The organism is Flavobacterium erciyesense (assembly GCF_018069925.1).
Lineage (GTDB): Bacteria > Bacteroidota > Bacteroidia > Flavobacteriales > Flavobacteriaceae > Flavobacterium > Flavobacterium erciyesense.
This window is the reverse complement of record NZ_JAGPXB010000005.1, coordinates 167649-183750: the sequence shown is the minus strand read 5'-3', so window position 1 is coordinate 183750 and position 16102 is coordinate 167649. Positions and strand designations below refer to the sequence as shown.

Annotated in this window: 16 protein-coding genes; all 16 read right to left on the bottom strand. The window is 32.2% G+C overall.

Going from position 1 to position 16102, the window contains the following annotated elements; all coding sequences use genetic code 11:
• Positions 1-54: 54 nt before the first annotated feature.
• Positions 55-921, bottom strand: coding sequence for a hypothetical protein (locus KBJ98_RS07745; protein ID WP_210789216.1), 867 nt, complete (start codon positions 919-921; stop codon positions 55-57).
• 152 nt (positions 922-1073) lie between these two features.
• On the bottom strand, positions 1074-2213 hold the full coding sequence (locus tag KBJ98_RS07740; protein ID WP_210789215.1) for an AbiH family protein: 1140 nt from the start codon (positions 2211-2213) through the stop codon (positions 1074-1076).
• Positions 2214-2257: 44 nt separating this feature from the next.
• Positions 2258-2680, bottom strand: coding sequence for a DUF2971 domain-containing protein (locus KBJ98_RS15265; RefSeq protein WP_225899089.1), 423 nt, complete (start codon positions 2678-2680; stop codon positions 2258-2260).
• Positions 2681-3275: 595 nt separating this feature from the next.
• Complete coding sequence (locus tag KBJ98_RS07730; protein WP_210789213.1) at positions 3276-4298, bottom strand: hypothetical protein; 1023 nt, start codon at positions 4296-4298, stop codon at positions 3276-3278.
• A gap of 1 nt (position 4299) precedes the next feature.
• Positions 4300-4962, bottom strand: coding sequence for a hypothetical protein (locus tag KBJ98_RS07725; protein ID WP_210789211.1), 663 nt, complete (start codon positions 4960-4962; stop codon positions 4300-4302).
• 166 nt (positions 4963-5128) lie between these two features.
• Complete coding sequence (locus KBJ98_RS07720; protein ID WP_210789209.1) at positions 5129-5491, bottom strand: hypothetical protein; 363 nt, start codon at positions 5489-5491, stop codon at positions 5129-5131.
• Between the two features lie 95 nt (positions 5492-5586).
• Positions 5587-6399 carry a PGN_0703 family putative restriction endonuclease gene (locus KBJ98_RS07715; RefSeq protein WP_210789207.1) on the bottom strand — a complete coding sequence of 271 codons (813 nt, stop codon included), beginning with the start codon at positions 6397-6399 and terminating at the stop codon, positions 5587-5589.
• An 84-nt stretch (positions 6400-6483) separates the two neighbouring features.
• Positions 6484-6834: a hypothetical protein gene (locus tag KBJ98_RS07710; RefSeq protein WP_210789205.1), complete on the bottom strand. Its 351-nt coding sequence runs from the start codon at positions 6832-6834 to the stop codon at positions 6484-6486.
• Positions 6835-7000: 166 nt separating this feature from the next.
• The gene (locus KBJ98_RS07705) at positions 7001-7573 is read right to left on the bottom strand and encodes a DUF6642 family protein (protein WP_210789203.1); all 573 of its coding nucleotides are present in this window, start codon (positions 7571-7573) and stop codon (positions 7001-7003) included.
• A gap of 88 nt (positions 7574-7661) precedes the next feature.
• Positions 7662-8111: a DUF559 domain-containing protein gene (locus KBJ98_RS07700; protein ID WP_210789202.1), complete on the bottom strand. Its 450-nt coding sequence runs from the start codon at positions 8109-8111 to the stop codon at positions 7662-7664.
• A gap of 96 nt (positions 8112-8207) precedes the next feature.
• Positions 8208-8399, bottom strand: coding sequence for a hypothetical protein (locus KBJ98_RS07695; protein ID WP_210789201.1), 192 nt, complete (start codon positions 8397-8399; stop codon positions 8208-8210).
• A 16-nt stretch (positions 8400-8415) separates the two neighbouring features.
• Positions 8416-9225, bottom strand: coding sequence for a hypothetical protein (locus KBJ98_RS07690; RefSeq protein ID WP_210789200.1), 810 nt, complete (start codon positions 9223-9225; stop codon positions 8416-8418).
• Positions 9226-9236: 11 nt separating this feature from the next.
• Positions 9237-10730, bottom strand: a complete 1494-nt coding sequence (locus tag KBJ98_RS07685) for a restriction endonuclease subunit S (protein ID WP_210789199.1) — start codon at positions 10728-10730, stop codon at positions 9237-9239.
• Positions 10730-12166, bottom strand: coding sequence for a class I SAM-dependent DNA methyltransferase (locus KBJ98_RS07680; protein ID WP_210789198.1), 1437 nt, complete (start codon positions 12164-12166; stop codon positions 10730-10732). Before KBJ98_RS07680 ends, KBJ98_RS07685 begins: the two co-directional genes overlap by 1 nt.
• On the bottom strand, positions 12166-12477 hold the full coding sequence (locus KBJ98_RS07675) for a hypothetical protein (protein ID WP_210789197.1): 312 nt from the start codon (positions 12475-12477) through the stop codon (positions 12166-12168). Before KBJ98_RS07675 ends, KBJ98_RS07680 begins: the two co-directional genes overlap by 1 nt.
• 110 nt (positions 12478-12587) lie before the next feature.
• The gene (gene hsdR / locus KBJ98_RS07670; protein WP_210789196.1) at positions 12588-15038 is read right to left on the bottom strand and encodes an EcoAI/FtnUII family type I restriction enzme subunit R; all 2451 of its coding nucleotides are present in this window, start codon (positions 15036-15038) and stop codon (positions 12588-12590) included.
• Positions 15039-16102: the final 1064 nt, after the last annotated feature.

Sequence of the window (16102 nt, the reverse complement as noted above, 5' to 3'; positions counted from 1 at the left end):
ACAGCCGTTACAATTCCTTTTGAATTAGGCCCTTTTCCTAAATTCTATAATTGTTTATTGATAATACGTTAGTGATTCAGTTATTAAGCTTTTGATTTTTCCTTGATGTTTGTTCAAATCTTCTTGCCTAATTGAAATTGCGAAAATATCGTCTTTTCTTAAGTTAAAAGAGATTGCAAGCTCATCAAGTTCTTCTTTTGCACATTCAATGTTTTCCTTTCCAACTTTCACTTCCATATGACAAATACCTGGAGTTTTTCTTGGTCTAAGCCAAATACAATTTTGTCTGTCTGTTCCTAAAGCAATGTGGTGTTTATTGTATGTAACTTTCAAATCTTCATTTGGTATTTCTCCAAATCGTATCAACTCATCCAACATTACAATGGATTTTGCGTGCGATTTCTTTACCCAGTATGGTCTGCCTACTTCTTCTCCACCAAGCTTCACTTCATCTTCAGGCTCTTCATAAATATCAAGCACTGTCGTAAAATTCAAAATAATTTGATTGTCAATTTTAAGTGCGCTTACTTGAATTGCAATTATAGGAATTGCTCTATTCATTAAAGCAATTACGTTAAAAAAACGATTAGTAATATCCTCTGCAATGATAACTGCCCGATGATCCTTAGACGGATAGCGTCTTCTTTCAATGTCCCAATATTCAATTGCTCTAATGATATGACTTTCATCTGTTTTACCTAACATAATTTCTGTCTCATACATTCTGTCAGTTTCATTATTAAGAAATAAAAAATCAATTCTTCCGCCGCTTGATTGTTTTCTTTCTCTATGTATTACATCTAGATCTCCTAACCCCAAAATACTGGTATCTTCTTCAATTCTATCTTGCAACCATTTCTCATTGAAATGTTGTCTTATTGAGATTTTCTCGGCTTTGATATATTTTAATTTTTCGCTCATTGTGTTTGCTTTTCAAGTTTACCTTACGGTTGAATATTTTTTAAAAATTTAAAGACTACATCTACTAATTTTTCGCTCTTGTTTTCCTCGTAATTTTTTCGTGACTAAAAAACGGTCCCTAACTTTCTTTTTGGATTTTAAACTCTTCTTCGTTATTGCAGTTTGGTTGGTTGCGGCATTTCTTGGGATAAATCAAAAGGTACTATTTTCCTTCTCATCAATCCCTTATCTTTGAAATGTCGCGAAATTTCATAGGTCTTTTCGGTATAGTCATTTGACCCATCTTCTTTTTTATGGTAATATATTTTTATAGACTTACAGTTATCATGTTCAAATATTTGATTAAGCATCGTTCTATCTGAAATTCCGCAGGAATGACCGTAAATATGAACTTGGAAATCTTGAGATTCAACAAAACGTGTTAACAAATAATAATTTTTTGTTTTTAAGTACTCAAATGATTTGATATGCTTGAATAAATCGTTGTTCTTTTGGTCTTCGAAACCTATATACCTTTTATCCAATTCGTCACCAAAACCAAATATGGCATGACCATGAGCACCATATAGATTACCGTGAATATAATTAAAATCGGATGGTATGATCACTTTACAGTATCTGTAATAATCTTCGAAAGTGTTAGTATAATTGAAGTTTAGAAAATATAGATTTTCGGGTATTTCGCTTTCTTTTATTTTTACGGTTACTAACTCATGCTTGTAAATCTTGTCACAAAAGCAATTAATTAAAGGTTCTTTATCAGATAAATTGCTAAATTCTAATTGTTGTTTTTCTAGATATTCTTTTAATAATTTTTTTAAAATTTCAAATTTATCGTTTATCAATTTGATCTGTTCTCTACTATAAAGTTTTGTTGCTTTGTCACTATATTTTACTAATAAATCAAAATACCTGTCTTCTAAATCAACCCAATTTAATTGACAATAATCCTCAATAGTATCTTGTAATAACTCAAATCTATAAAACAATTTAAATTCATATTTAGCACAAAAATTAACTAATTCTTTAATCGATATAATGCTTTTTAATTGTTCTATATAATTTATGTTGCTGTATTTATTTATTAGTTTAATTTCTATTAACTCATCATTGTAATACCCTCCAATACGTTGCAAACTTGAACCTGATAATTTATAACTTCCGCTTTCTAAACATTTTATTAAACATGTTTTGAAGTAGTCTAAAATAAAATCTTGGTAACTGGTTTTAATACCATGTGCTAAGTCAAAGCCATTTCCTATGATAATAAGTCTATTCATTTGTAATTTCATTTCTTTGCTAAACTACTTTCAAATCAAGCAATAATACTATTTCTTTAATTAGATAATTTTATTTCCTGCCACTGGATTTCGAATGAATGAGGTGATAAACTGCCTCGAAAAACAGTTATAGCATTATTGTAAACTTCTTTTACAATAGATAAAATTTCGTTTAAAAAATTATCATCACAATTTACACCAAGATATACGGCTTTTACATCTTCTTTTAAAAAGGGGACTTTTCTAGAATTGTTATCTTTAAAATGAGTCGCTATTGATCTTAATTCATGTTCATATTCCCACTGTTTTGCTTTGGTAAAAACCATATGAAATAGGGCTTTTTGCTGCTCATTGTAAAAATTGGCTTTTACAAAAGACTCTGTGTAATTTACATCTAAAGGATTGATACCAATTGGTCTTTTGTTTGAATAAAACTCGATACAGAATCCTTTGTGATTATTAGCATAATGAGACCACATTAATATGGAGTCATGGATGCGACTAAAACAGCAAATGCCAATGTCTGGAAATCGCTCTCTTATTGTTTTTTCTAATGATTTATCCTTTTTTGATTTGCCCAGCTTTTCAAAATCAATTAGTTTAATGTTACAATCAAATGGATCGTTAAAGTCATTAAAGTTTGAATGGAATAAGTAGCCCTCTCTTAAGGAGGATAAATGGTAATCTTGTGTACCGAAGTACTTGAATACCGTTTTAGGAATACCCTTATTGAGCCTTATCCTCGTAGCAATTTCTGGATTTGTGATTTCTGGTCGCACTTTTGGTTTATATGCTTTAAGACCAACTCTTAACCTTAAAAAATTATATTCCTCTTCACTAATTTTAGTGTTAGGATTTGCATCTATATGAATATCTGCAGCTTTTAAAAAACTGACTGCTTTTTCAAGACTAATATTTAATTCTCTAAGGACTTTGTTTATCCTGATGTATCTTTCCTCTTGCATTAAATGTCAATTTTACTGCAGCAATTACTTTCATAAAAATATTTTGTAATGTTGGCGGCTCACAATTTGATTAACACTCTTAAAACGATCCACCAGATTACAAAAAAAATTACTTTACTTTGATTTTGTCAGACAGTTCGTTTGCACTAGCTTCTGCTAGCTTAGTGGTGTTATCCTTTATTATACCCCTTACTTTTTGCAAGTGGACTGCTAAAATACCATCTGAAAAATCACCAATTCTACCATTTATTTGATTATTGATATTTTGAAAAGACTCTAATAGCTTATCTTCTCTACGGTCATTTAAATGGTTAACAACAGATAATGCTAAAAAAGCTTCTTCAGATCTCCCTACGATAAAATCCCTTTTATTTTGGTTACTTAAGATTTGGGACAATTTTTGCGCCATATTTTTTTCAAGAACTAAATATGTTAGTTTACTTTTGTAATTAGAAGCGGATTTTAAAAAAAACTTGTTTTTCGCAGCTTTAGCGCCAACTGTGACACTTTTCAAGGATTTACCACATTTTGAAAAACTTACAATGTTTGTAAGAATACTTAACCCACTGCCTACAATTTTAGAAGTGTTAATTTTTTTTTCAATTGCAACGCGTATTTTTTCATCTTTAACCATTTCGTCGATTTTGATTAGAACTTCCTCGGATAAAACAATAGGTCCTGCATCGTAGAAATCTTTAAAAACTAGATTACTTCTAAAAAAACGGTATTTAAAATTTAAAAATGACAATTCATTAAACAATTGAAAGTACGCTTTATTCAAAGCCATTTCTTTAATCATTAAACGATTCTTAGTGTTAGATAATTCTTCGTATAAATACTGATTTGTATCATGATAACTAAGATTTTTAATTGGCGACTTTTCAACTTCTGTTAAAAATTTCTCATAAATTATTACTTCGTCAGCAATTAAGCGAGGAAGAATTATCTTTAATTTTTGCTTGTGTTTTTCTAAAATCTCTTCTGCTTCATTTGAATAATTTTCAATTGTCAAATCTTCGAATTTTCGAGATTTTTCAAAGCTACTCCCGATAGAGTCAAGTGGGATATTATCCTTTTTTTTTGAACAACCAAGAAGTGTAACCAGTAAAAAAAACAATAATATTTTCTGCATTTTAAAAATCTCTTTCAGTTCCTAAATCAATCGTGTTTGTAACTCTCTTGTCATCTACATCTTTTCCGAATTTGAAGAAAAGATGACCGTTTTTAGTAAATAAGTCTTGGTCTACATCTCCTTTAAAAATTTCTTTTTCGAGAAGATGATTTCTATCAAATGTAAGCTCATGCATAGGTTCGGCTCCGTATCCTTTTCTTATTCTTCTTATATCTACAGGTTTAATTTTACGCTCTTTTAATAAAAATTCATAAATATAGTAAGCGTCATCATTAACAAATAGATATTTAAAAGTTCCTCGATCACCGGGTGCTATTAAGTTTTCATAAGTGATGTTAGCATCATCTTCATAGGTAGCCTTAATCATTTTGTAATAATCACCTTTAAGACCTAATAACTCTTTAGGATTAGACTCAAACCACTTTTGTACATATTTAAATTCGGGATATTTATTTCGTAATTCTTTAAAATATTTGTCCTTTTTTATCTTTAGCAGGGAATCACTATCGACAAAAACTTCTTTGGTACTCTTCCATTTTTTTGAAATATAATTTCCCTCGGTTGTAGTCTCAGCTTTTTTATTTGTACTTTCCTTTTTATCTTCCTTACCGCAAGAAAATATTAGTAATGAGATTAATGTTATATAAACTGATGCGATTTTCATGTTTGCTTTTTTAATAATTCTTTATTTATTTTTTTTCTCCCTGCAACGCCTAACTCAAAACCTGTTCAAGCAGCTTTTCATTTTGACTATGATTTTTGTTACTCTTACAAAGTATTCTATTAATTTACAATACAGTTGGCCTGCTAAAAAAAAGGTTTACTATTGATTAATAGCAACTACACTGGTAATCAATAATATATTTGTGAAATCGTTCTCCATAAGATTTTGAATCTCCATAGCCACCGTATTGAAAATTAGACCAATTATTATATGGAATACCACAAAAAACATAAGTATTAGCTGAATAGCTATATTCATCTTTTTTGATTTTGGCAATTACAAAATATTTGCCCTCATAACTATAAAGGGTTACTTCTTTTAGCCAAGAAGAAGCCATGATATAACTACTTAATGAACTTACATACCTTCCTTCGGTTTTAACAAAATTTAATAATTCATCACAAGACATTTTTTGTGAAAAACTATTGATACTATATAATAACAGAATAATTAATCCTAATTTTTTCATTTTACCTATTTTTTGTTTCTTGTTCTTCTTTTAGACGCATCTCTTAAAAACGTGTTGCAACAATTGTTCGTTATACCCTAAACTTTCTTTAAAAGTTAATTAATCCCATATTTTTCATGTAGAAAAATTTTTAATTCATCACCAACAACTTTGGCTAGATCTTGCCAATAGATTATTTTGCAATTGGTTCTTAGGCCTAAATAGTTATCTTTTATACACGCTACCGTTTGGCAGAAACTTTCTACTAAGTCAGGTCTGCGTATATCACAAATAAGGATGAATTGTGCTTTATGTTGATTAGCAGCTAATATATTTCTAATGAGTTGGTAATTTTCATAATGCGTTTTGGTTTGAAGTAGTTTCTCCACATGAAACACATTTCTAAACTCTGAATAATGTTCAACGATTTCCATTTTTTTTGAGCTGAAATCTTTTTCAGTTAATTTGCACTCTATGAATATATTACCGTTTATAAATACATCTACTTCAGTATTGTCTTTTTTCTTTATGTTATTAATTGTTTTATCAACTCTGGCTTTATGTCCAAAATCTATAGAAGTAAATTCAGTTACCTGAAACAATTTTTTCATTTCTACCCAATTAGAAAAATCGGGATGGCAAAAGACATTCATTGCCAATGCATCCGAACTATTTGAAGATTGCATTTCTAGAATACCTGCATTTTTAGTTTGGACTCTGCTATGCTTTTTTTGTGTTCTTTTAAAATTTTCATCTTTGCTTTCAATATTTGAAAAGGATTCATTGTGAAAACTATACCTGATATCATTAAAAATCACAGAACTATTTTTAAGCTCATTAGGATGAGCGTATTGATCACCAAAATTTTTTGTACCATAACTTTCTGCAAGTCTAATAAGTTCATTTTTTAATTGGATATCATACTTCATATCTTTTATTTTTTTAAGTGACGACTACTTTCTTGATATCTGTAGAAATATCTGTTCGACCAAAATTTGATTTAACTTAGGACTTTAATCACTCCCAAAAACACTATCATAGGACATTGAATCTTCATCAAAATCCTCATCGTTTCGATTTGGAAACATACGATCTAATTCGGCATCTTCATCGTAAAAATCATTTTCGCTTTTTAAGATTTTTATTCTTCTTGCAATATTTTCATATTTAGAAAATACTTCCTCTAAAGCTTCGGTTTTGTCAAAATCCAAACCATTGATGTGATCTTGCAGCATTTCAATTTCAAATTGAACATCTTCCTCTAGCTTAAATACTTTGTTTTCGAAACCATCTTCTTGATTTTCTACAAGTTGTTCAACTTCGTTGAACCTTTTTTCTAATTCTTCGACACTAAAATTCACCATAAATAAATATATTTTAATTAAACTTCCTCTCTTGGCTGCAACGCCTCTCTTAAAACCTGTTGCAACAACTATTAGTTACACCATTGACTTTTTTACACTTCTCTCTAAATCCTCGAGACTGTAGAGTTATATTAGGATCTTAAAATCTTAACTTATAGATCATTCTTTATGATCTATGCAGGTAGAATTTAAAATCTAATGCTCTACATAGATCACCATAATGTTTGTGCATGTTATCTCTAATGGAGTGCAGGCGTTCGAACTTTTGACACATTTCAAAAAATAAAATATCGACTACTGTACTTGAAATAAAAGCAACATTTTTACCGTAACCCGAAATTGCTTTTGCTCCTGTGACTTCAAGAAAATATTTAGCTTGTTCTTCACCTATCGACAATGTTTTACAGCTCCCGAAATGAATCATTTTACCGTCTAATCTTCCTTCAAAAGTTTTAGCAATTTCCTCTAAAGAATAGTCTACCTCACCAATAATGATGTGATTTTTTCTACCATGAAAAGCCAAATAAATTATTTCAAACGAGTCGTATTTTCTTTTGTCAGCCAAGATTTGTTTTAAACGCACTTCAAACTCTCCATAACTTCCGCAAGTTTTATATATGCTTTGGATTCCTTTGTTGAGTTCCAATAATTCTAATTCAGGTAGAATAGAACTCTTATGTTTTAAATTTTCTTTCCAATCGCCTTCTAAACAGAAGATATTCTTTTTGTTAGTACTCATATTTTAATTATTTCTCATGGCTGTGAATCTTCTTTAAAACTCTCACTTTTATTTTATTTAAACACTGTTTTCTTCTTTGCCTTGTAATTTAGAACCTATTATATTTCCTGTTTTTGTTCTCAATTAGAAATTCTGTGATATAGTCTGCGGTTTCTTCAATGCTCCATTCGACAAGACTATTAAGAATTCTTAAGGTTAAAAAACCTTTTTGAAAACTGTAAAAGGTACGTTTTAAATCACTTAAAGCCTGCTGATGGTTATAATTATGATGTTGACCATCTACTTCTATATTTACCATTGCTTGTGTTACGGCAATATCAATAGTTTTAGAACCATCCCATTTTTCTAACTCAGCCGGTACACCTCGTCTTCGTAGAGCAAAATATAGTTCAATGGCTTGTCGGGTCGTGGAACTATTGTTGTAAATGGCATTTAACCATTGCTGATGATTTATACATAGTGGATGCCCCAAGTAATTGACCGAATAATCAAAAACATTTTGGCTAATAGTACAGCCACATTCTATGCAATAACTCATACCTTTATTCTTTTATTTTTTTCCTTTAAAACTCCTCGATAAATCTATATGTCTAATAATTTTAAAGGATAATTTGAACGTATTTAGGGATACAATTTAACCTTTAATAACTTCAAAATTTCCTGAACTTTTATATGATTGGGCTTGCTCACTAAAACCTAATCTTATGATTTCTTTTTCTATATCATTAACATCAGGTATTGGAATTGTTGCTGAAACTACTTGAAATTCATATCCTTTAGGCATGTCGCCATAGTTGTTTTTTGCTTTTAGTTTATAAACGGCCATAATTTTTTTTTTGTGGTTATTGAATTTGTCTCAAATAATCATTACAAATTTGTCCTAATCTATTAATCAACTCATTACTTACCATACTCAATTGGTTGGTGTGGATAAGTAATTTGGTTGGTTGTTCTAAATTATCAAAGTGGATATTGATAAAATCTTTTGAAAGTCCCTTAGAGTATTTTTCTGAAGAGAGTTTGTCAAATTTCACTTTAAAGAGATCTTGCAAATCAATATCAAAATCTCTAACATAATGCCCTACGGCGACTATAATTATTGGGAAATCTTTAAAAAAAGGCGTTTGGAGTAATTCTTTTCTTTTTTCAATGCTTTCTTTTCTAATTTTTTTTGGAACATCTTTACTGTACTTGCCCGTAATCTGATTCAATTCGGTTAGAAAAGCATATTCATGAAAGTTTATGGTATCAAGAAGTATCCCATCAAAATAAATGGCATCTGTTAATTTTTGATAATTGAACCAGGTTCTACTTGTGCCTTCTTTACCTCCTATTATGTCACCATTTTCGTTGCGACTTTCGACCGCTTTTCTTTGTCCTTTGTATGGGTATAATGGATTGTACTGTGGCGTGACAAACCAATTATCGACTTCTGAAAATTGTGTATTATTTTGAATGTTTAATTCCCAATCCTGAGTATTATTACAAATCTCTCGTTTGTGTTGTTCCGATGAATTTAAACTATCAATAGCAGCTTCTTTACCAATGAATAACAATTTAGCATTGGGATTACCACTACCTAAAAAGAAACCTTTATCCTTAGCCAATTGAATTGCATTTTTAAAATTTGAATGATATGAAATACGCTCCATTTTGTTTTTTATTAATTTGATTGCAACGCCTCTCTCAAAACCTGTTGCAACAACATTTCATTATATCCTTGACTTTCCTTAATGCTTTGATCTAAACCATCACAAAACGCCATTAACTCTTCTAACTTGGCTACAATTTGCTCTTGCTCGTGAAGCGGTGGTAGTGGTATAATAAATTGCTCCAAATTGTATTTAGGCAATCCTTCACGACCAGCACCAGTTGTTGAACTAAATATTAGTTTTTGAAAATATGGTGATAATACGAGTTTGTGAAGAAAGATATAGTCAATTGATAACGGTCTAATTATACAAACGTGTTGACTGACATTTCCTTCTTTAAAATCGCTAGGTACTAAAGCGCATCTACCTATTGAACCACCTGTAATATTTAACAGAATGTCATTTGATAATACAATTGTTCCATTCATTTGTTTTTGAACTTCATTTGAAACAAATTTAATATCCTCATAAACTAAACCACTATCATGAACGTTTTGAGATCGAAAAAAAGGCAAACCAATTTCAGAATAATTACTGCCTTTTGGGGTACTCCCTGACCCTATTTTTGAACAAATCTCACCCAACCTGCACCAAGCCCAATGTTCTGGAATTTCAAAAGGAATTTCATCCTCAGTAATGGGTGCTAACTCTTTTTCTTTTTTGAGTTTTTTCTCGGCAATGAGTTGGGCTTTCTCTGCTTTAATTTTGGCTAACAATTCATGACCGGTTGCTTGCTTCTCGACTGCGCTCGAAGTGACAGACGTGAGCAGTTTGCCTTGCATGGCTTCACGCAAAAACGCTTGACGCAATTGTTTGATTAGGTCGAGTTGGTGGGTGAGTTCGTTTATTGTTTTTTTAGAATTAATAAATAAACTTTCTACCTCGTTAATCTTATCGAATAAAGAATTTAAATTTTCAGCTTTTTCAATATTTTTAAAAGCAGTGACAAAATCACTTTGTTCCTCACAACTTATTTTTGGTATTCTAAGCGTTTTTAGTTTTTCGGCATTTACATTTGGCATTGCTGAACCAGATTTCATTTCAACTATTTGACTCCAAAAAGCATAAGAGTTTAAATATAAATTGATAAACTGTAAATTCACTTCATTTTTAAGTCGTAAACGAATCAAGTAGCTTGCAAAAATGGCATTGTTAGGAGCTGAATTAACAATAAAACTTTTTCCTGTAGTGCCTCCTGTTCTAGCTACAAGAATATCATTATCTTTCAATAGATATTTAGTTTCCGCCTCACAATCACAAAACGGTACAGTATTCCAATCAACTTTACCACTATTAATATCAGTAATTCTAACTAGTTGATGTGTACCAATTTCAGAAGCTGATGCTGTATAACCATATTGAGTACTTTCTAGATAGTGACACAAAGAAGTTTCTTCAAATTCTTGAAATAGATAAGAAAATAGTACAGTGTTTTTAATTTGTTTTAAAATTTCTTCATCAGTGTTGATAAATGATAATGGCATGTATTTTATTTCGATACTCATTATTTCACTACTTCTTTAAGTTGTTCCAATAATGAATTGCTCTTTTCAAAAGAAGTATGTAACATTTCCATCAATTCCACGCTATTGTATTCGTGCGCTTCTTCTTGCTTGGTAGGGTTTTTAATGTCTAAATCGTAGTTGCGGTCAATAATGGTTTGTATAGGTACTTTCCAAGCAAAATCACTTTCTTTGCGGTCGTTCCACCACGTTTTTATTGGGTCAAATTCTTTGACTTGAATGGGCTTGGTTTTGTTGTAAGCTTTTGCTCCTTCGGGTAATTTGTGCTCGTAATACCAAACTTCTTTAGTTGGTGTGCCTTTTGTAAAAAACAATAAATTGGTAGCTACCGTAGCATACGGTTGGAACACGGAGTTAGGCAAACGTATAATGGTGTGTAGGTTGCAATCTTCTAGTAATTTCTGGCGTACGCGTTGTTTCACGCCATCGCCCGTAAGTGAACCATCAGGCAATACAATACCGGCACGACCGCCTTGTTTTAATAAATGAATCATTAAAATCAGGAACAAGTCGGCACTTTCTTTGGTGCGGTAGTTTTGCGGAAAATTGGTTTCGTTACCATTGGCAACAATACCCCCAAAAGGTGGATTGGCTAGAATGGCATTTACTCTATTTTTTTCGGTATACACACTGAGAGGTTGGTCTAGTGAATCGCGGTATGTGATATTCGGTACTTCGATGTCATGTAAAATCAAATTGGTTGTGGCTAGCAAATAAGGTAAAGGTTTGTACTCCCAACCAATTACATTTTTAGCTATACTCTGGCGTTCCTCTACACTATTGGCTTGCTTTTTTAAATGATCAATGGTGCAAGTGAGGTAACCACCCGTTCCGCACGATGGGTCTAGAATTTTTTCTCCCAGTTGTGGGTTAATCATTTCGGTGATAAAACTGGTAATGGCTCGAGGTGTGTAAAACTCACCGCTATTTCCAGCACTTTGTAACCCTTTCAAAATGGTTTCGTACAGTTCGCCAAAAGCGTGACGGTCTTTGGCCACGTTAAAGTCCATTTCATTCAGCTTGTTCAACACTTTGCGAATGTTGATTCCGCTTTTCATGTAGTTGTTGTTGCCTTCAAAAACCTCACGAACAATCAATGCCCTGCGGTTTCCTGTGCTTACATCAATGTTGCGCAAGGCAGGAAATAATTGTCGGTCCACAAACTCTAGCAATTCGTCACCTGTCATTCCTTCGTTATCGCCCGCCCAATTGCCTTTTTGGTTCACCCAATGAAATACATCTGGAATGGGCGAAATATAATTGTCGTCTAGTAATTCGAGTTCTTTGTCCTTGTCTGAAAATATTTTTAAAAAAAGCATCCAACCGAGTTGTTCAATGCGTTGGGCGTCACCATTAAGACCATTGTCTTGACGCATAATATTTTGAATGGATTTTAATATTCCTGAAATGTTGCTCATTATTTATTGTTTGTTCTTTTTAAGGCGTTTTTTATTTTCCCTGAATTTGCTTCATCATGATGTGCTGCAATACGAAAAGGATCATATTTTACACTGCGCCAACTATCTTTTTTAAACTCAAATAGGTACGTAGATCTATATGCATGAGGGATTTTGTGATCAATAACTATTTCTAATAAGTCTTTATTCTTAAATTCTAAAGCCGTATCAAAAGCGTCAATTTCATTTAATCGATTGCTTAGAATTTTTTTATTTTTAGCAAAATCAGGATTCACAATAAAATCAGGGATCATAATCTCACCAACTATCATGGTGAACTTATTTTTATTGAATTGATGCCAAATCCAATAATGTTTTAATCGATTTACTGAGGTTGCGGCACAAGTGCAAAACTTGATTTTATTTGAAATCTGGCACATGGTTACGCTTGTTTGTATAATTCATTTTCTAGCTCTTTGATGGCTTCTAGGTACTTGGTTTTGCTGCCAAAGATACCATTTACAATTTCATAAGCAGAGCCAAAATCATCAAATGGCTTAACGCGCAGTACATCAATGTTTTCAATATTTTCTACTCCTTCATCAGCATATTTATCGAGTAGCGTTTCTAATACTTTTCGGGCTTGCTCACCATATTTTGCAAAATAGTTACGCTGTTTCACATTTTCGGCTCTTTGTTTTCTGGTCAAAGGAGGCTGATCGTAAGCAACATGGCAAATCAAATCAAACAAGTCTACGGGTTTGTCAACAGCTTCATGAAGAGCCTCCGCCATTACGCCTTGTTCTTGTAATTCTTTTATAATTGCCTCTTTTTTATCGGCTTTGTTCCATGTGGTTAAAAAATCATCAAGTGAAGCATATTTGCCATTAATAATGCTTTTAGTGTGGTCTTGTAGGCTGATTGTTATTGGTTTTCCATTCGAGTCAAAAAACAATTCTCTACTTACCAATACCGAAACGTCTACACCATTGATGTATTGTTTTGGGCGACTTTTATAATCAGAATTAGGTTCATTAACAGGAGTTCTGATAGTTGGTTTTTCAATTACAATTTCTGCTCCAGTTACACTATCAATTATTGGTGAATCATCTTCATACTCCTCTTCGATTATTGTGGTTAAATCAGCTTCTTCCGTAATTGGTTTTACTCGCAAAGGAGGTCCATTAAATTCAAGGTCGGCAAAATTATCCGTTGCATTTCTAAAGTCTAATATTGTAAAATAGAGTTTGTCAAACTCTTCGTTAATGCGTGTTCCTCGACCAACAATTTGTTTGAATTTGGTCATCGAATTGATGTTGGCATCCAGTACAATCACTTTGCAGGTTTGCGCATCAACTCCCGTAGTCATCAACTCCGAAGTTGTTGCAATCACAGGATATTTTTCTTCGGGATTAATAAAATTATCAAGTTCACGTTTGCCCTCTTCATTATCACCCGTAATTTGCATCACGTATTTGTAATTTTCGGCTACTAAATCGGCATTGTGCTTTGCTATTGCATTACGCATTCGTTCAGCATGATCTATGTCTACACAAAAAATGATGGTTTTAGCGTAACGATCTAGCCCTTTGAGATATTCCGTTACTTTTTGGGCAATTATATCTGTCCGTTCGTCTATCACCAATTTTCTATCGAAATCCTTACGGTTGTAAATGCGATCTTCAATTGCATTTCCTTCTTTATCGGTTTTCCCTTGCTGTGGTCTATAGCCTTCTGAATCTACATTTAAGGCTACACGAATAACTTTGTAGGGTGCCAAAAAGCCATCGTCAATTCCTTGCTTTAAAGAATAGGTGTAAACGGGTTCTCCAAAATATTCGGTATTACTAGCTTCCTTAGTTTCTCTCGGGGTTGCTGTTAAACCAATATGGGTTGCTTGATTGAAATACGTTAAAATTTCTCTCCAAGAACTATCTTCATTCGCACTACCGCGGTGGCACTCATCAATAATTATTAAATCAAAAAAATCAGGTGAAAAATCTTTGTAGGCGTCTTCAATCCCTGGTTCATTATTGGTTAATCCTTGGTACAATCCTAGAAAGACTTCGTACGCTTTATCAGAAGTATCAATGCCTCTTTTCTTGTTGCTAACGAGTTCATCTTTTCCGTTTCCATTAGAAATAACTTTCTTTTTAATGATAGTCATTTTATCTTTGAAATGCTTAAAATCGCCTTTTCGGGTTTGATCTACAAGCGCAGTTCTATCAGCCAAAAAAAGAATTCTCTTTTTAGTTCTTGATTTCCATAAACGATAAATAATTTGGAACGCAGTATAGGTTTTTCCTGTCCCCGTTGCCATCACTAGGATGATTCTGTTTTGACCATTTGCAATGGCTTCAACGGTTCTGTTGACAGCAATTTGTTGATAATATCTTGGTTTTCTGCCAGAGCCATCAGAGAAATACTTTTGTAAGGCTACTTTTTCACCAGTAGGTGTCGCAATATTTTTGTATTTTTTATATTTCTCCCATAGTGCTTCAGGCGAAGGAAATTCATCTAAGGAAAGTTCTGTTTCAATGGATGCATCAGTTGCTGTGCGGTCATGGAATAAAAATCCATCACCATTACTGCTAAACACGCACGGAATATCTAATATTTGAGCATAGCCCAAGGCTTGTTGAATCCCTGAACGAATGGAATGTTTGTTGTCTTTGGCTTCAATCACTGCCACGGGATTGTCCTGAAAGTACAGAATGTAATCGGCTCGTTTTCTATCTCCTCTAGCGGTAAGTTTTCCTCTTACATGTATTTTACCATCTGTAAAAGCTACTTCTTCAAGTACTTGCTTGTTAATATCCCAACCTGCATTTTTTAAAGCAGGGGTTATAAATTTGGTGCAAATGTCTCTTTCTGATAGATTCTTTTTACTCATTAGGTTGTATTTGTTTTTGGAAATCACAATTGTTGCTAAGGTATTGAAAATAAAAATTAATGGACTATTGCCAATTGCGATTTTGTAGAAGCATGAATCAACTTGATTTAAAACGTAAAGGAACACTATTTTAAAGCTTTTTGAAATACCCACTTTTAGTGATATTCGGCTTGAAAAAAACATCAAATAGTTGGTTTATTAATAATCGCCATGGCATCGTTAACCAATTGTGTAGCCAATTGTGTAGCCAATTCGCTAACGAATTGGTTAACGGGAAAAGATCAAGATGTTTTAATTCTTTAATTCTTTTGAGATAATTTCTTTTTTTTTGGCTCTAAATATGTATTCGTTGCTGTAAAATGGAGCATCTAAGCCAATTATGCAACTACCTAAATAAAAATAGTTATAATTGCTTTACAAAACGATCTCTATCTTGTATTTGAAAATTTTCGTCATCCAATTGGTTAACCAATTGGTTAACCAGTTGGCTAGCGAATTGGCTAGGGAATTGGTCGGAAGGTTTGGAGATTTTATCTATAATTAAAAGGTTTTGAGCTATTTCTTCTTTTGTATGATAGATTCCATTAATGATTTGGTTAACTTTAGTGGAATTGATAGATTGTTTACACTATGTATTACAAAAATGTTTGCCTTCGTATTTCAATAGATCATTGTAGTATAATGTAAATATCCAGTAGACCAATTGGTTTGCGAATTGGTTAACGAAATTGCTTTAACATTCCAAAAATTACATAATTGTAAAATGTACTTTAGATGTTAATTGTAATTATGAGATGTAATTGGGGAGATGGTTTTTCTTGAATTAATTTGGTTCTTAATTATCGCTTTTAAATTTTTAAAGCAATTCAATTTGACTGGGAGAATATAAAAGACGGAGTGAATTATATTTTTTGAAGGAAGTTTATTTTAGAGTAAGGCTAGTTGATTTGAATTTTCTAAAATTTTGGAAGAGAATTTCCAAGTGAGATAAAATGGTTTGCTATGCTTTTTATTGTTTCATCTTATCGAATACTACCATAAAAAAAGGTTTTAATCTACACTTT

Excerpts from the sequence above, each read along its gene's own strand:
- KBJ98_RS07745 (WP_210789216.1), bottom strand. The coding sequence starts at position 921 with ATGAGCGAAAAATTAAAATATATCAAAGCCGAGAAAATCTCAATAAGA.
- KBJ98_RS07740 (WP_210789215.1), bottom strand. The coding sequence starts at position 2,213 with ATGAAATTACAAATGAATAGACTTATTATCATAGGAAATGGCTTTGAC.
- KBJ98_RS15265 (WP_225899089.1), bottom strand. The coding sequence starts at position 2,680 with ATGTGGTCTCATTATGCTAATAATCACAAAGGATTCTGTATCGAGTTT.
- KBJ98_RS07730 (WP_210789213.1), bottom strand. The coding sequence starts at position 4,298 with ATGCAGAAAATATTATTGTTTTTTTTACTGGTTACACTTCTTGGTTGT.
- KBJ98_RS07725 (WP_210789211.1), bottom strand. The coding sequence starts at position 4,962 with ATGAAAATCGCATCAGTTTATATAACATTAATCTCATTACTAATATTT.
- KBJ98_RS07720 (WP_210789209.1), bottom strand. The coding sequence starts at position 5,491 with ATGAAAAAATTAGGATTAATTATTCTGTTATTATATAGTATCAATAGT.
- KBJ98_RS07715 (WP_210789207.1), bottom strand. The coding sequence starts at position 6,399 with ATGAAGTATGATATCCAATTAAAAAATGAACTTATTAGACTTGCAGAA.
- KBJ98_RS07710 (WP_210789205.1), bottom strand. The coding sequence starts at position 6,834 with ATGGTGAATTTTAGTGTCGAAGAATTAGAAAAAAGGTTCAACGAAGTT.
- KBJ98_RS07705 (WP_210789203.1), bottom strand. The coding sequence starts at position 7,573 with ATGAGTACTAACAAAAAGAATATCTTCTGTTTAGAAGGCGATTGGAAA.
- KBJ98_RS07700 (WP_210789202.1), bottom strand. The coding sequence starts at position 8,111 with ATGAGTTATTGCATAGAATGTGGCTGTACTATTAGCCAAAATGTTTTT.
- KBJ98_RS07695 (WP_210789201.1), bottom strand. The coding sequence starts at position 8,399 with ATGGCCGTTTATAAACTAAAAGCAAAAAACAACTATGGCGACATGCCT.
- KBJ98_RS07690 (WP_210789200.1), bottom strand. The coding sequence starts at position 9,225 with ATGGAGCGTATTTCATATCATTCAAATTTTAAAAATGCAATTCAATTG.
- KBJ98_RS07685 (WP_210789199.1), bottom strand. The coding sequence starts at position 10,730 with ATGAGTATCGAAATAAAATACATGCCATTATCATTTATCAACACTGAT.
- KBJ98_RS07680 (WP_210789198.1), bottom strand. The coding sequence starts at position 12,166 with ATGAGCAACATTTCAGGAATATTAAAATCCATTCAAAATATTATGCGT.
- KBJ98_RS07675 (WP_210789197.1), bottom strand. The coding sequence starts at position 12,477 with ATGATAGTTGGTGAGATTATGATCCCTGATTTTATTGTGAATCCTGAT.
- hsdR (WP_210789196.1), bottom strand. The coding sequence starts at position 15,038 with ATGAGTAAAAAGAATCTATCAGAAAGAGACATTTGCACCAAATTTATA.